This is a genomic window from Rheinheimera pacifica, assembly GCF_024809855.1.
GTDB lineage: Bacteria > Pseudomonadota > Gammaproteobacteria > Enterobacterales > Alteromonadaceae > Alishewanella > Alishewanella pacifica_A.
Genome location: NZ_JANUEM010000002.1, coordinates 140351 through 154763 on the forward strand (window position 1 = coordinate 140351; position 14413 = coordinate 154763).

A 14413-nucleotide genomic window follows, 5' to 3' on the forward strand; every position below is an offset into this window, starting at 1 on the left:
AAGCTCCGTATTGTGTGAATTTCCATCGCAAAACATACACCGACATATCGCGGCAGGCTGCTGTTAGCTTTGCCAGCGTTTAAAAATCAGTGAGGTATTAATGCCACCAAAGGCAAAATTGTTACTCATGACATAGTTGGTATCCAGCGTGCGGCCGTTGGCGGTTATATAGTCCAGCTCAGCGCAGGCGGGGTCTACTTCGGTCAGGTTCAGGGTGGGCGCATACCAATTGTCCCGCAACATCATAATGCTGGCCCAGCTTTCTATCGCGCCACAGGCGCCGAGCGTATGGCCAAGATAGCTTTTTAACGAGCTGATCACCTGTTGTCTGCCAAATACTCTTGCTGTGGCGTGGCTTTCGGCTATATCGCCTCTGTCGGTGGCAGTGCCATGCGCATTAACATAACCTATGTAACCGGCGTCCAGTTCAGCGTCGGCCAGTGCCAGACGCATAGCGGTTTCCATAGTCGTGTCTGTTGGCTGGGTAACATGTACGCCGTCAGAGTTTGAACCAAAGCCTACCACTTCGGCGTAAATTGTCGCACCTCGTGCCAGAGCATGCTCCAGCTCTTCCAAAATCAGCGTACCGGCGCCTTCGCCAATCACCAGGCCATCGCGTGCTTTATCAAACGGCCTTGGTGTTAACGCCGGTGTGCTGTTTTTGGTGCTGGTAGCGTACAGAGTATCAAATACGGCCGCTTCGGTTGCACACAGTTCTTCAGCACCACCGGCTACCATCAGTAGCTGCTTGCCGTACTTTATCGCCTCATAGGCATAACCAATACCTTGTGAGCCAGAGGTACAGGCCGAGCTGGTGGTATATACCCGGCCTTTAATACCAAAGAATACGCCGACATTGACGGCAGTGGTATGCGCCATCATTTGGATATAGCTGGTTGCGGTAACGCCGGTCATATCGCCGGTAGACATCATGCGGCCAAACGCCAGTACCGGCTCTGTACTGCCGGTAGATGAACCATAAGCAATGCCACAACGGCCATCACTTATTGCCGGGTGTTGCAGCAGGCCTGCGTCACTCAGTGCCAGTTCGGTGGCGCGGGTGGCCATTAATGATACCCGGCCCATAGAACGCACCAGTTTTCTCGGATAATGCACCGGCCGGACAAAACCCTGTACCGGTGCGGCCAGCCGGGTTGTCATACTGCTGAACCTATCCCAGTCTGGCATGGTACAAACAGCGTTGCGGCCCTGTTGCAGCGCTTGTTTAAATTGCGGCCAGTTATCCCCCAATGCAGTAACGACAGACATACCGGTAACAACGACTCTTTTCATTAAACTAAACCACCGTTCACCGAGATCACCTGCCGTGTAATATAAGCCGCAGGTTCAGAAAATAAAAATGCCACCGTGGCGGCGACTTCATCGGCCGTGCCGGCGCGGCGTAGCGGTATCATTTTCATCAGCTCTTCCTGCGCCAGCTCTTGCACCATGTCAGTATCGATCAAACCGGGGGCTACACAGTTAACTGTAATTTTACGCTTGGCCAGTTCCAGTGCCAACGCTTTGGTGGCACCAATTAAGCCAGCTTTGGATGCGCTATAATTCACCTGACCACGGTTGCCGGCAATGCCGGATACCGATGCAATAGTTACAATGCGGCCACCGCTACGCAGCTGGATCATCGGCATCACGGCCGGATGTAGCACATTGTAAAAGCCATCAAGGTTGGTATGAATCACGCTGTCCCAGTCGGTTTCGGTTAACGCCGGAAAAGCGCCGTCACGGGTAATGCCAGCGTTACAGACTACGCCATAATAGGCTCCGTGCTCTGCAATATCCTGCTCCAGTGTGGCTTTGGCAGCTGCCCGGTCGGCGACATCAAATTGTAACAGCCAGGCTTGCTTACCCAACTGGCGTACCTGGCTTACTACGGCTTCGGCGCTGGCACGATCACTGCGACAGTGTACGGCAATATCAAACCCAGCGGCCGCCAACTGCAGCGCTATAGCTTTGCCGATACCACGGCCAGAGCCGGTAACTAATACTCTTTTCATTACTACTCCGTTAGCCAGGAACGATGATTTTCCGGTTGAAATACATTTAGTTTGGCGTCAACCAACAGTTGCTGTTGCTGATAGATCTGGCAGTCAAATACACTGAGGCCTGAGTTATCTGTCACCACTTGTGTGGCCCTGACAGTTAAGTCTGCACCTAGTGTAAACAACGTGGTTGAAGGCACATATTTACGACAGCCGAGTAAAAAACCTATTTGTACTTTACCGCCTTCAGCCAGATTATTGGCTCCGGCATAAGCTGCGATCGTTTGTGCCATGTATTCAAGCCCGACATAACTGGGAACACCTGCCAGTGCGGTATTGTAAAACGGGCTTTGGGGGCTAATCTGCACGCGGCACAATGCATGTTCGTTGCCGGCTTCAATAAATTCATTCAGCAATATCATCGGGTGCGCATGGGGCAACACTTGTTCTATGCTGTAGCCTGTTATCATATTGTTTTACCCAGTATCAATGCCACGTTATTGCCACCAAATGCGAAAGAATTAGACAGGCAATAGCTTACTGCCTGTTGCTGGCCAATACTAACCAACGATAACGCTGGCAAAGCAGGATCTGCCTGGCCGTCCCAGCAATGCGGCACCAGATGTTGGCCGGTATTATAATCAGACAGTGTCAGCCAGCAAAGTGCTGCTTCAATAGCTCCGGCCGCGCCCAGCGTGTGGCCGGTCATACTCTTGCTGGAACTGGCTGCAACTTTTGTCAGCGCTAGCGTAGCCAGAGCATGGCTTTCCATGCTGTCGTTCAGAGCGGTGGCAGTACCATGCAGATTAATATAATCCAGTTGTGCTGGCGTAATAGCTGCCTGCTGGCAAGCTTGGGTGATAGCATTAATTGCCCCCAGGCCTTCAGGCTGTGGCGCCGACACATGATGAGCATCGCCGCTTGCGCCGCACCCAAGCAAGGCAATGCCTGAGCCATGCTTTTGCATCAGAAACAGTGCTGCACCTTCGCCGATATTAATACCGTCACGTTGCATACTAAAGGGTTGGCAGTGGGCAGCCGAAACCGATTCCAGTGCTGCAAAACCATTGAACGTAAGCTGGCACAGAGAATCCACGCCACCCACTATTACTGCATCAGCCAGATCGGCCAGCAATAAGGTCCGGGCACTTATCAGGGCTCGGGCGCTGGAAGAACAGGCAGTAGAAATGGCATAGCATGGGCCACTGACATCAGCCAGCCGGGCAATAAAGTGGGCCGGGGCCAGCATCTCCTGCATCTGGTAGTGGTAGCCTTTTGGATAATCTTGCTGCGCCATATAGTGCTGCATTGCACGTTCACCCTCGGCAATACCAGAGGTACTGGTGCCAACAATCACTGCAATGCGAGCTGCGCCATATTGTTGACGTGCTGCTGCCACATCTTCGGCAATTTGCTGATAAGCCAATGTTGCCAACTGGTTGTTACGGCTTTGGTAATGTGCGGGCCAGACGCTTAGGTCGGGTAAAGCGCCACTGACTTCGCCAGCGATGACTGCCGAGCCACTGGTAAGTAAATCGCTGCGCCAGCGCATACCCGCACGGCTACCGGTAATGGCATTGTGCCAGACCTGCTGTTTGTTATTGCCCAAAGCACAGCACAAACCCAGCGCGGTTAAGTGCGCTATTGTCATGGTAAAAAATCCTGCTGTAAGGTCGTAATTTGCAGTTGATAGTGGTGGCCTTTTAACGTGATTGGCGTCATGGTGCTGATTTGAGCACTGTGATCAATTTGCAATATCAGCCTGCCATTGGCATGGTTTATATACCGCTCTGTGCCAATAGTTGTTGTGTGCTCTGTCAGCGTTAAGCCGTACAATCGCGGTGTAATTATACTGCTGTCCAGCAGGGCCAATTGCATTTCAGCCAGCAGGCGCTTGGCAAACTCTGGCTGGTTAAATGGCGCTATGCCGGACAACGTTAGCTGATGTTGCGGCTGGTAATGCAGGCGCCATAACTCTTGCCCAATAGGCGATAACGCCACCAGCAATATACTGTCTGCTGTAAGCAAAGCACTGAGCACAAATTGCTGTTGCTGCTGCTCATCGCGCCAGTTTATCTGCTGCAATAACTGTTGCGGCCGCTCAGGCCAGTTGTCAACTAGCTGGTAATAGCCGCCATCCAGCATAACCCAGCCTTTTGCAGCCGGCGTGCGCCACTGCTGGCAGCCGCTAAGTAATAACAGGCAAAGTGCCAGTGCTAATCCACGTCCAGACATAGTGCCCTTAACACATTTAAGCGCCGTTCCGGCTCTGCTACATAGGGATTAGCCGGATCCCATGCGTAACCGGCCAGAATTGCGCTAATCATAGCTGTTACTTTAGCCTGGCGTTTTTCGCTGAAAATAACATCCTGAAACCGGCCATCATACCAGGCAGTAACAAAGGTACGGAAAGTATCTATACCTTTACGTAGCGGTTTGCTGTATTGCGTTTCCCAATCCGGCATATCGCCGTTTAGTTGGCGTAATACCAGTGGCACTGCCATGGCGGCAGAGCGCAGTGCTATAGTGACGCCGGATGAAAAAACCGGATCAAGGAATTCTCCGGCGTTACCCAGCAGCGCAAAATTATTGCCGTGCAAAGTGCGTACATTGGCTGAGTAACCTGTCAGTGTTTGTACCTCGTTCACCGGTGTGGCCTGCGCCAGCAATTCTGCCAGTTCTGGTGTCTGGTGGATATGTTGCCAAAGATTGTCTGTTGCACTTAACGCACTGTCAAAACGCTGTTGCTTACCGACTACACCCAGGCTTGCTGTGCCGTCACTAAATGGGATCAACCAGAACCAGACATCCGGCAGGCTTGAATGCACGGTGATCAGGATTTTATTGCGATCAAACCGTTCATCGCTGATGTTGTCACGTATATGACAAAAACACGCCTGACGTACCGGGAAATCAGAAGGTACCTCCAGATCCAGCAGCCGTGGCAACACCCGGCCAAAGCCGCTGGCGTCGAGTATAAAGCCGGCACTTAGCTGATACTGGCTGTTAGTTTCATCACTTACTGTCAGTACGGCCTGCCGTGCCTGCAAATGATCACATTGTTGTACTGTGACGCCATAGCGTATTTGCAGACCCTGCTCGGCGGCGGCATCAGCCAGTAGTTTATCAAAAGCGGCGCGTTTTACCTGAAACGTCGTACCGGGCCCAGGGCTAAATTTGTCGGTAAAATCAAAGGCAGTACGGATATCGTTTTTTAAAAATGCTGCGCCATTTTTAAACTGAAACCCCAGGCTTTCAGCATGGTGCTGCAAGGTGGCAGCCATACCGGCAGCGGTTAAAAATTCCATGCAGTGTGGTAATAAGCTTTCACCAATACTAAAGCGCGGAAAATGCTGTTTTTCCAAACACAGCACCCGCTTACCGGCTTGTGCCAGCATGGCTCCGGCACAGCTGCCTGCCGGGCCGGCGCCAATAATAATAACATCAAAGTGTTCCATGCTTATCGCTCTCCTTTACGCTGACAACAGTTAACAGCGGAGCCAGCAATGCTGCCAGCGCAACGCCACAAAACACGGTAAAACCGAAGCTGGCTACGGCAGGTGTTTGGCTAAAACTCAATAAACCAAAGGCTAAACAACTGGTAACCGCTGATAATAGTACGGCCTGATAAACATCGGCGCTGCTTAGGCGGGCAGTAAAAAATACGCCGTAATCCAGAGCCAATGCCAGCACCAATAAGGCCGCTACCAGATTAAAAATATTCAGCTGTTGCTGTAGTAGCTGGCTAAGTAACAAAGCGCCGCCTACTGCAATCAGTAACATCAGTGTAATGGCACATGCCGCTTTGATGCCGCGCCGCCATAGTAAAATCACTAACGTAACAGCCAATGCCAGTAACAACCAGTGGCCCAGTTGGCTGCGCAGTTGAACCAGCACCTGATTTGTATCGGCAATAGGGTCCAGCCAGTGTATTTGCGCCATGCTATTAAGCTGCACCCGTTCGTTATCCGGTATGTTAACCCCGCTGAGCAATATTACGCTGGCACTGTGTTGTTGCAGGCTGAATAATTGTTGTAGCAATACTGAGTTAAAATTGTCTGGTTGTAAGCGCTCTGCCCGTGGTGCTGGCACCGCCAATTGTAACTGTGATAAATATTGTTGCACCGTTTCACTTTGATAAGCCAGTTGCAGTTGCTGTTGCAGGTGGTCCTGCAGTTGCACCGGAGGGAGTTGTTGTGACAGCGCCTGCCAGCTTTTCAACCAGCCTTGCTGCTGCCAGTGCTTAAGTAACGGCAGCAGTTGTTGTTCTTGCTGCAATACCTGCTCTGCATTATCGGCCAGCACGACAATAAAACGACTGTCCCACTGCTGCGAGCCCATACTGCGCACCTGCTGTTCTTGTGCCAGTAAACCGGCAGGGCTTTGGTTAAATAAGCGTACGTCATCGACAAACCTTGCCTGGTTTAGCAGCAACAGGCAAACCAGTACGGCCAGCAACAGTGCGCCACTCCACACCTTTAAGGCGGAGGTATTGTTATAGCGGCCGCTTATCTTTTCACAGCAGTGCAGTAAACTGGCATTGTTATGCAGGCTTTGTGGTGCCAGCCAGTAAGGAAATAATAGCCAGACACTGATAAAAGCAGCAGTTAAACCGGCACACATAAAAATTGCTACCTGATTTAACAGCGCAAAAGGCAGCAGTGTCAGGGTAAGGTAACCCAGTAAAGTCGTCAGCAGGCCCAGCGCCAGGCTTGGCAGCATGGCGTTGAAATAACGCTGGCCTTTGTTGGCGGCCAACATGCCATGAAAGGAGTAGTCTATTGCTATGCCAATTAACGTGGTGGCAAATACCAGAGCCAGTACATGGGGCTGTGGCACCCATATCAGCAAAGCTGTCAGTCCGCTCAGAGTGGCACAGCCGAGTACTACACTGGCAAGCAGCAAAGGTTTGATACTGTAAAAACTAACGCCTAACAGCAGCAAAATAGCCATTAATGATAAACCACCGTAAAACTGCATTTCAAAGCTGGCGTTGTCAGCCGCATTAACGGCATGAAATAACACTCCGCTTCGCGCCAACTGTAACTCCGGGGCATTTTGCTGCAACTGCTGCAGTTGATGTTCCAGGGCGGCGGCCAGTTTCCCTGCGTCAGTACGGTCAAAGGGATCTATGCTCAGGCTGGCATGTAACAAAATAGCCGCGGGCTCAGTGCTTTCAAACCAGGACTGGCGTGGCTGCATGGATGAAACAGGTGTTTGTTGTTCGATAAACTGCTGTGTTAGCAGTAAAGGGTCATGCTGCAATGCTTCTGCCAGCAATGGCGCCGGGCTAAGCAGGCGCTGCCAGGCAGCATCGACCAGTTGCTGGTATTGCCCGCTTTGTAATTGCGCCAATGCCGCAGGTGATGCCAGCAGAGCCTGATGCTGCTGGTATTGCTGTTGCAGCTGTTGCATTAAGACTCCAGGCTGATACCAGCTCAGACCGGGCAGTGTTTGCTGTTGTAATAGCGTAGCGGCCTGGCGCAGTTGTGGCAGCGGTTGGCCGGTTAGTAACAGGCTCAGATGACGGCTACTACTGTTTTGCTGCATTAGTTGGTTTTGCCAGGGCGTTGTTGTACCGGGCATAGCGGCAGTAATGCTGCTGTTCCAGTGCCGCTGGGGCAGTTGCAGCAGCACATACACCAGCATCAGCGCAACGGCTGCCAGCCACAGTATCAATGTAAGGTTACGGCGCATAGCTAGGGTTTACCCGCCTGGGGTTGCAGGCTGATATCAGTATGGTTGCCATTCAGCTCAGTTAGGGTCAGCTGTTCCAGGGTTTGCTGACCACACAGTTCAATCTGGCTGAATAGCTGGTTTAACGGTGGTTGTACCGGCTGTAATAGCAGACAGTTATTTGGCCCTGTAGCCAACTGAAAATGCGCCAGAATAAAGTCTTGCTGTTGTTGCAGTACTGCCAGCAGTAACTGGCCGATAAATTCACTGCCTGCTACGGCAACATATTGTTGTTGCTGCCACTGGCTGACCCCCGCCGGGCTTATCAGCAATTTGGTATCTACCGGTGCTGTGGTATGCCACAGCAGCTTGTCGGCACTGATCTGCAAATAACCACTACTACGCAATGGTACCGGTAAACCTTGCACTGTTTTCAACTGGACAAAATCCAGCTGCCCCTGCAGTGGCGCAAAGCGTAACAGAGAGGCCGACTGATCTGCCACGGCAACAGGTGGTAGCAACACGAGCAGTAACAGTAAAACAATAAACCGGTTCATGGTTTTGCGTATCCGAGTTTTTCAAATAAAACCGCTGGCGACTCAAAGCACATCTGCTGAGTGCTGATATCAATGGCTACCTGCGTAGTGCTGGCTTTCGTCAGTTTTTTACCGGTTTCGATATCAGTGATCAGATAGCTGATTTTTAAACGGTTTTCCCATTCTTTTAGTGTTGCTACGATCTTGATTTTTCTGGCAAAGCGGGCAGAACCCACATATTTTACGGCTAAATCGACAATAGGCCACATATAGCCGGATTCAGACATTTGCGGATAATCGTAGTTAAAACTACGTAGCAGTTCACAACGTGCCACTTCCAGATATTTTATATAGTGGCCGTGCCACACTACCTGCATCGCATCAACGTCGAAAAAAGGCACATCAATGATTATTTCTGCCGTTTTCATGTCAGGCGTCCTGATATAAAGGCCAGTACTGCTGTTGCAGCTGGCTGACTAACTGCCGCAGGTTGTACTCCAGCGGCCTGTCTTCTGCAACTACCGGATGTTGTTGCTGCAGTTGTCGCAACATCTGCTGAATATCGCTGTTCAGGCTGTTAAAACATAATTCACCCTGAGCAATACGCAGCTGCACCGCTTGTTGTACAGCCAGCAGTGACGCTGCCATGACCTGTTCTGTCAGTTGCAATACCCGCAGGCAGTCACGGGCAGCAATGGTACCCATGCTAACTTTGTCCTGATTATGGCACTCAGTTGAACGCGAAAACACGCTGGCCGGCATGGTTAGTTTTAACGCTTCTGCCGTCCAGGCGCTGCAACCAATTTGTACCGCTTTAAAGCCGTGATTGATATAGCGTCGCTCTGGTGTTGCAGCGGATAAGTTGGCTGGCAAACCGTGGTTGAACTTGGTGTCCATTAGCAGCGCCATTTGCCGGTCATGTAAATCGGCCAGATTGGCTACCGCGGTTTTCATTGTATCCATTACCATAGCGATATGGCCGCCGTAAAAATGGCCGCCATGCAACACATGCTCACCCATGCCGTCGATAATAGGGTTGTCATTGGCGCTGTTCAGTTCGTTTTCTATGGTTTGTTTAAACCACGGCAGCGCATCGCGTAATACACCGATAATATGCGGCGCACAGCGAATAGAATAACGGTCTTGCAGCCGGTCTGAATTACGCGGATGCTCAACGTGGTTTAAGTCTGCGCGGATCCAGGCCGCTACCTGATTTTGCCCCTGATGCGGTTTTACACTGAATAAAATATCATCAAAGTGGTGGCTGTTGCCCTGCAACGCCAGACTGGCCAGTGCAGTAATACGGCTGGATAGGCGGGTTAGGTATTCCGCGCGCTGATAGGCCAGACACGCCAGAGCCGTCATCACCGCCGTGCCGTTCATAATGGCCAGGCCTTCTTTGGGGCGCAGCTTCAGTGGTTGCAGCTGATGCAGCGGCAATACGTCTGCTACCGGGCGTACTTCACCGCCATAATACACATCCCGCTCGCCAATCAGGCTGGCAGCAACATAAGACAGCGGCGTTAAATCGCCGCTGGCGCCAACGCTACCTTCCTGCGGAATGCGTGGCACTATATTCAGGTTCAGATAAGCACTTAACTGGTGTAGCAGCTCAAAGCTGACACCGGAATAACCCTGTGTCAGCGAGCACAAGCGGGTGGCCAGAATAGCGCGGCCTTCTTCAACACTGAAATAGTCACCCAGGCCGCAGCCATGAAAGCGGATCAGATGCACCGGCAGTTCGTACACCTGCTCCAGTGGTACTTTAACGGTAACGCTGTCGCCGTAACCGGTGGTTACGCCGTAAATTACCCCGTCTTCCTGCAGCAGTTTATCCAAAAAGGCCACGCCGGCATTAATGCGCTGTACAAAGGGTGCATGCTGGCTAAGGCTAACCGCTTGTTGCTGGCGTGCAATGGCTGTTATTTGCTCTATGCTGATCCGGCCCTCGCCAAAGCAGACAGCGGTAGCGCTGGCGACATGTTGTGCTGTGCCGGGTTCAGTTACTGCTGTTGTCACCGGTGCTTTCCTTTTGTTGTTTGGCTGCGGGCAATTGCCAGAAGTCATAAAAATTAAACCATTGCATAGGGTAACGGCAAGCCACTTGTTCCAGTTGCTGCGCATAGTGTGTCACGATGTTTATCAGAGCCTGTTGCCGGGTTTTGCGTGGCAGCACGATCTGCTCAGCAAAGGGTTCAAACATCAGGTTGTAGCCTCGGGCTTCTTTAAGACAAAACATCAGATACACCGGGCATTGCAGCACACTGGCCAGCACCCAGGGCCCAATAGCAAAAGGCGCAGGTTTGCCAAGAAAGCTGGCCCATACCGCACGCTCAGGAGCTTGTGCTGAAATGCGGTCACCCACAATAACGACCAGCTCGCCATTATCAATACAGTCGGTCAGCATAGCGCTGACCGCCGGTGTCAGCTCTGTAACCTCAATCAACTGCAGGTCAACTTCGCTGTTGCTTTCTTTCAGAATACGGTTAAAAGCTGCCGTATGCCGGGTATGTGCCAGTACGTTAATCCGCACCGGGTATTTGCTACGTACTAGAGCCCGGCATACTTCCAGGTTACCCAGATGGCTGCCTATTAGCACTGCGCCTTTATTGTGATGCATAATCTGCTCAAAGCCGGTACTACCGCCATAATGCACGGGTATTGTATTTAACCGGCCGAGCCAGGCGTCGATTTTAGCCAGTGCCGCCATAGCAAATTGCCAAAAATGTTGATATGCCTGCAAATACCCCGGCATTGTGCTAAAAGGGCTGTGCCGGCCTTTGTAGCGGTGCAATTGCTGCAGATAACCAAGCGATGAACGCCGGGCTGTACCGTCTTTGATAAAAAAGTATGCCAGTACCGGTGCCAGTACCAGCAAAATTACCCATTTGCCACCATAGCGATACAGGGTAAGCAGTAACTTTATGGCATAGTAACTGCCATTTTCCTGCTTTTTAGCCCAGTGTATGCCGCTGTTATCAGAAGGCGTCATCCGTGAGTCCATTTGCGTTTTAGCAATAAGGGCATCCGCCATAACATGCCAAAAAACAGTTTGGTGTGCATTTTGCTGATCAGCCAGTTATCTTGCAGCAGGCTAAAGTGAGAGCGGCCACCTTGCGGATAAACTACCCGGGTTGGAATAAAACGCACTTTAATGCCTTGCCAGTACAACCGCACCATAATTTCAATATCAAAGTCCATGCGCTGGCCCAGTTGCACCTGATCAATCAGCTTGATGGTAGCATTGACCGGGTACACCCGGTAGCCCAGCATGGAATCGCGGATATCACGTGACAAGGTTTCGATATTAACCCAAAAGTGTGTAATGTGGCGGCCAATACGGCGGCTGCGGGGCATAGATTCGTCATACAAGGGGGCTCCGCTAATCAAATCATCCGGGTGTTGCGTCGCCAGTTGCCAGAAGGCCGGAATGTCGTTGACATCATGCTGGGCGTCCGCGTCTATCTGCAAAGCATGGCTGAAACTACGCGCGGCGGCCCGGCGCAGCGCCGCACTTACTGCCGCGCCTTTGCCGCCATTCTGTGGCAGGGTAACGATATCAACCAACGCATAACAGCTGGCCAGTTGTTGCAGTGCCTGTTTAGTCTGGTTGTCGGAACCATCATCCGCAATGATAATAGGCAGTTGATACGGCAGCAACGCCTGTACCGTGGCCGCTATAGTGTCGTGATGATTATAAATAGGGATCACAAAGCAATTATGCATCTGGCTGCAGGCTCCATTTTAACCGACCAGAGGCTACTTTTTTTCCATCTTTAAGGTAAGTAAATAAGGTAGTGTTGCTGTTGCTGAGTTCCAGTTGTAATGTAAGAACATCCTCTGGGCGAATCATCAACTGAAACTTCAGTACTTCTACCGATATCACTTCCTGTAAACTGGCAAAATACTGTTTGCTGTAGTGTACGACCCAATGCAACTGAGTCACGCCTGCCAGTACCGGGGCTTGCGGAAAATGACCGGCAAAATAATCAATATCGGCGCTGATATGCAGTTGCAGCTCAACATGCCGGGCGTTTTGATTTTGCAGCTGAAGCAGGGGAAATAACTTAGTCATCAGTAAACAGGGCCTCCAGCAGTGGCTGCGGTAATTTGCCCTGCTGATTGTAAGGTAATGCGGGTAAATAACGAAAACGTTTTGGCAGTAACACGGGCTCAAAACGTTGCAACAGATGCTGTCTTAGCAGGTTATTCATCGCCAGCTTACCGTTATCACTTAGTATGACTGCACCATTTGCAGATAACACTACAACCAGTGCCAGTTGCACTTTGGGCGAGCTCAACATAACTGCAGCAGCCTCTGTTACCAGTTCAGAATTACAGCAAAATTGCTCCAGCTCTGGCAGAGACAGGCGTTTTTCTGCCAGTTTAATAATACGGTCCAACCGGCCTAACAGGTGAAACTGTTGGTTTGTGATAAGCTGCACCTGGTCCTGGGTTTGGAAATAATCATTGTTATCAAGATGAGGCGACATGACCTGCAATGCCTGCTGTGCATCCGTGGCCAAGGTTACACCGGTAAACGCCTGCCAGGGTATATCGGGTAGGCGGCGTTGACGAAAAGCTATGCCACCGGTTTCGGTGCTACCAAAAACTTCTGTTGGCGCTTGCCCCAACGCTTGCTGATACAACGCCGGCACCGGTGCAGGCAAGGGGCCGCCAGAGCTGAAAATACGGCTAATTTGCTGTTGCTGCGGCGAAAGTTTAGCAATGTCATCAAAACGGGCCAGGTGCGCCGGGCTGGCTACCAGCACTACTTTATTTTGTTGCAGCAATGCCTGCCATTGTTCAAAAAAACTAAGCTGCTGGCGATATAATAGCCGGCTGCTGCACAAAGGCCACAACAAGCGGAACAGCAGGCCGTAAATATGCTGCTGAGACACTGTGGCGGCAAACAGGGTATTAGCATCCAGTGTGCTTCCAAACTGCCGCTCAAGCGTTTGTACTTCAAGCAGCAACTGACACAGCCGTTTGCTTATCAATTTTGGCTGGCCGGAGGAGCCTGAGGTGAAAAAGCTGATACGGCATTCTTTACTAAGTGACAACTGCAATGGAGCATTTGCTTGCGCAGCACTAACAGGCGGTAGTTGTACCGGTACCTGCCAGTTACAGTGTTTCAGCACCATTTGTGTGGTGTGAGGCTGGTTGTCGGGTGCCAGCACGATATGTTTACCCTGCATAGCCAGTGCGACAAACCACAGGCTAAAATACAGGCTGTCTGGCTGATACAACAACACTGTATCGCCTGGTTGAGAGAGCGCATACTGCACTGCAGCGGGCAGCATGGTATGCCATTGCTGATAACTCAGGTAGTGGCTGTCATCTAATATTATTGCCTGTTGTGGATCAGGCCAGCTTAGCTGCCAGTGGTTAGCGAGCTGCTTTAACACGACGACGCACCAGCCATTCAATCAGCATCAGTAAACTCATTAATACATAGGCAATAAAGCCGTTGTATAACACCCATAAGTTCCAGTTACCCCACCAGGCAGTAAAAGCTGCAACGCTGCCGTTTAAGATAAAAAATACACACCACACCATTGTAACACTGCGGGTATAACGCACAGCTTTAGCGTCCAGTTCACCTTCCATTAAGCGGGCAAGACGCTCCACCACTGTTGGCGGATAACATAACGACCAGCCAAACAGCAGTAACATACCGGTATTGATCCATACCGGATAATACAACATAGCTTGTTCGGCTTTACCCAGCAGGCTGGCAGCCAACAGCAATACGGCACTGAGCAGAAAAAACCAGCGCTGTGAGGTATCGTTGTGGCTGGTCAGTGCTTTAGCTAGCGCCAGTAACATTATTGGAAGTACCGCCAAGGCCGGGTGCCAATTACTGACTGCCCACCAAACATAAAAAGGATACAGCAACAACGCCAGTTGTAAGCCCGCTTTTAGTGGTGTTCTGGCCTGCATCAGGCCTCGATCAGCGCGTAAACTTGATCCACCACATTGCCAACGGTACGCACCGCTTTAAAGGCGTCAGGCTCAATTTTCTTGCCCGTCAGCTCACGCAACTTCACGACCAGATCTACTGCGTCAATACTGTCGAGATCTAAATCTTCGTAGAGGTTGGCATCCAACTGAATTTGCTCTGCGTCCAGTTCAAACTCTTTTATCATCAGCTGTTGCAGAACGTTATATACATCTTGTTTGGTTTTCATGGCGAAGCTC

16 protein-coding genes are annotated in these 14413 nt (G+C 51.1%); all 16 read right to left on the reverse strand.

Features of this window, described 5'->3' with window-relative positions; translation table 11 throughout:
* Window positions 1–63: 63 nt before the first annotated feature.
* From M2404_RS03540 to M2404_RS03615, 16 genes are read right to left on the reverse strand one after another with little or no spacing between them, the layout of a single operon-like run.
* The gene (locus tag M2404_RS03540) at window positions 64–1293 is read right to left on the reverse strand and encodes a beta-ketoacyl-ACP synthase (protein ID WP_259238349.1); all 1230 of its coding nucleotides are present in this window, start codon (window positions 1291–1293) and stop codon (window positions 64–66) included.
* Window positions 1293–2015, reverse strand: coding sequence for a 3-ketoacyl-ACP reductase FabG2 (locus M2404_RS03545; RefSeq protein ID WP_259238350.1), 723 nt, complete (start codon window positions 2013–2015; stop codon window positions 1293–1295). The genes M2404_RS03540 and M2404_RS03545 overlap by 1 nt, the downstream gene beginning before the upstream one ends.
* A 2-nt stretch (window positions 2016–2017) precedes the next feature.
* On the reverse strand, window positions 2018–2470 hold the full coding sequence (locus tag M2404_RS03550) for a hotdog family protein (protein WP_259238351.1): 453 nt from the start codon (window positions 2468–2470) through the stop codon (window positions 2018–2020).
* Window positions 2467–3651, reverse strand: a complete 1185-nt coding sequence (locus M2404_RS03555; RefSeq protein WP_259238352.1) for a beta-ketoacyl-[acyl-carrier-protein] synthase family protein — start codon at window positions 3649–3651, stop codon at window positions 2467–2469. The genes M2404_RS03550 and M2404_RS03555 overlap by 4 nt, the downstream gene beginning before the upstream one ends.
* Window positions 3648–4235: a DUF3261 domain-containing protein gene (locus M2404_RS03560; protein WP_259238353.1), complete on the reverse strand. Its 588-nt coding sequence runs from the start codon at window positions 4233–4235 to the stop codon at window positions 3648–3650. Before M2404_RS03560 ends, M2404_RS03555 begins: the two co-directional genes overlap by 4 nt.
* On the reverse strand, window positions 4217–5458 hold the full coding sequence (locus M2404_RS03565) for an NAD(P)/FAD-dependent oxidoreductase (RefSeq protein ID WP_259238354.1): 1242 nt from the start codon (window positions 5456–5458) through the stop codon (window positions 4217–4219). Before M2404_RS03565 ends, M2404_RS03560 begins: the two co-directional genes overlap by 19 nt.
* The gene (locus tag M2404_RS03570; RefSeq protein WP_259238355.1) at window positions 5445–7697 is read right to left on the reverse strand and encodes an MMPL family transporter; all 2253 of its coding nucleotides are present in this window, start codon (window positions 7695–7697) and stop codon (window positions 5445–5447) included. The genes M2404_RS03565 and M2404_RS03570 overlap by 14 nt, the downstream gene beginning before the upstream one ends.
* 2 nt (window positions 7698–7699) lie before the next feature.
* Window positions 7700–8233 carry an outer membrane lipoprotein carrier protein LolA gene (locus M2404_RS03575; RefSeq protein WP_259238356.1) on the reverse strand — a complete coding sequence of 178 codons (534 nt, stop codon included), beginning with the start codon at window positions 8231–8233 and terminating at the stop codon, window positions 7700–7702.
* Entirely contained in the window at window positions 8230–8640 is a 411-nt protein-coding gene (locus M2404_RS03580; RefSeq protein WP_259238357.1) for an acyl-CoA thioesterase, read from the reverse strand. The genes M2404_RS03575 and M2404_RS03580 overlap by 4 nt, the downstream gene beginning before the upstream one ends.
* A 1-nt stretch (window position 8641) precedes the next feature.
* Complete coding sequence (locus M2404_RS03585) at window positions 8642–10231, reverse strand: HAL/PAL/TAL family ammonia-lyase (protein WP_259238358.1); 1590 nt, start codon at window positions 10229–10231, stop codon at window positions 8642–8644.
* Window positions 10212–11204 carry an LpxL/LpxP family acyltransferase gene (locus tag M2404_RS03590; protein WP_259238359.1) on the reverse strand — a complete coding sequence of 331 codons (993 nt, stop codon included), beginning with the start codon at window positions 11202–11204 and terminating at the stop codon, window positions 10212–10214. The genes M2404_RS03585 and M2404_RS03590 overlap by 20 nt, the downstream gene beginning before the upstream one ends.
* Window positions 11201–11938, reverse strand: coding sequence for a glycosyltransferase family 2 protein (locus M2404_RS03595; RefSeq protein ID WP_259238360.1), 738 nt, complete (start codon window positions 11936–11938; stop codon window positions 11201–11203). Before M2404_RS03595 ends, M2404_RS03590 begins: the two co-directional genes overlap by 4 nt.
* On the reverse strand, window positions 11931–12287 hold the full coding sequence (locus M2404_RS03600) for an ApeI family dehydratase (RefSeq protein ID WP_259238361.1): 357 nt from the start codon (window positions 12285–12287) through the stop codon (window positions 11931–11933). The genes M2404_RS03595 and M2404_RS03600 overlap by 8 nt, the downstream gene beginning before the upstream one ends.
* Window positions 12280–13620 (reverse strand): AMP-binding protein, encoded by a 1341-nt coding sequence (locus M2404_RS03605; protein ID WP_259238362.1) that lies wholly within the window; start codon window positions 13618–13620, stop codon window positions 12280–12282. The genes M2404_RS03600 and M2404_RS03605 overlap by 8 nt, the downstream gene beginning before the upstream one ends.
* A complete protein-coding gene (locus M2404_RS03610) occupies window positions 13601–14155 on the reverse strand; it encodes a COG4648 family protein (RefSeq protein ID WP_259238363.1) in 555 nt (184 codons plus the stop codon). Before M2404_RS03610 ends, M2404_RS03605 begins: the two co-directional genes overlap by 20 nt.
* Window positions 14155–14403 carry an acyl carrier protein gene (locus tag M2404_RS03615; protein WP_259238364.1) on the reverse strand — a complete coding sequence of 83 codons (249 nt, stop codon included), beginning with the start codon at window positions 14401–14403 and terminating at the stop codon, window positions 14155–14157. The genes M2404_RS03610 and M2404_RS03615 overlap by 1 nt, the downstream gene beginning before the upstream one ends.
* Between the last annotated feature and the right edge of the window lie 10 nt (window positions 14404–14413).

Excerpts from the sequence above, each read along its gene's own strand:
- M2404_RS03540 (WP_259238349.1), bottom strand. The coding sequence starts at position 1,293 with ATGAAAAGAGTCGTTGTTACCGGTATGTCTGTCGTTACTGCATTGGGG.
- M2404_RS03545 (WP_259238350.1), bottom strand. The coding sequence starts at position 2,015 with ATGAAAAGAGTATTAGTTACCGGCTCTGGCCGTGGTATCGGCAAAGCT.
- M2404_RS03550 (WP_259238351.1), bottom strand. The coding sequence starts at position 2,470 with ATGATAACAGGCTACAGCATAGAACAAGTGTTGCCCCATGCGCACCCG.
- M2404_RS03555 (WP_259238352.1), bottom strand. The coding sequence starts at position 3,651 with ATGACAATAGCGCACTTAACCGCGCTGGGTTTGTGCTGTGCTTTGGGC.
- M2404_RS03560 (WP_259238353.1), bottom strand. The coding sequence starts at position 4,235 with ATGTCTGGACGTGGATTAGCACTGGCACTTTGCCTGTTATTACTTAGC.
- M2404_RS03565 (WP_259238354.1), bottom strand. The coding sequence starts at position 5,458 with ATGGAACACTTTGATGTTATTATTATTGGCGCCGGCCCGGCAGGCAGC.
- M2404_RS03570 (WP_259238355.1), bottom strand. The coding sequence starts at position 7,697 with ATGCGCCGTAACCTTACATTGATACTGTGGCTGGCAGCCGTTGCGCTG.
- M2404_RS03575 (WP_259238356.1), bottom strand. The coding sequence starts at position 8,233 with ATGAACCGGTTTATTGTTTTACTGTTACTGCTCGTGTTGCTACCACCT.
- M2404_RS03580 (WP_259238357.1), bottom strand. The coding sequence starts at position 8,640 with ATGAAAACGGCAGAAATAATCATTGATGTGCCTTTTTTCGACGTTGAT.
- M2404_RS03590 (WP_259238359.1), bottom strand. The coding sequence starts at position 11,204 with ATGACGCCTTCTGATAACAGCGGCATACACTGGGCTAAAAAGCAGGAA.
- M2404_RS03595 (WP_259238360.1), bottom strand. The coding sequence starts at position 11,938 with ATGCATAATTGCTTTGTGATCCCTATTTATAATCATCACGACACTATA.
- M2404_RS03600 (WP_259238361.1), bottom strand. The coding sequence starts at position 12,287 with ATGACTAAGTTATTTCCCCTGCTTCAGCTGCAAAATCAAAACGCCCGG.
- M2404_RS03610 (WP_259238363.1), bottom strand. The coding sequence starts at position 14,155 with ATGCAGGCCAGAACACCACTAAAAGCGGGCTTACAACTGGCGTTGTTG.
- M2404_RS03615 (WP_259238364.1), bottom strand. The coding sequence starts at position 14,403 with ATGAAAACCAAACAAGATGTATATAACGTTCTGCAACAGCTGATGATA.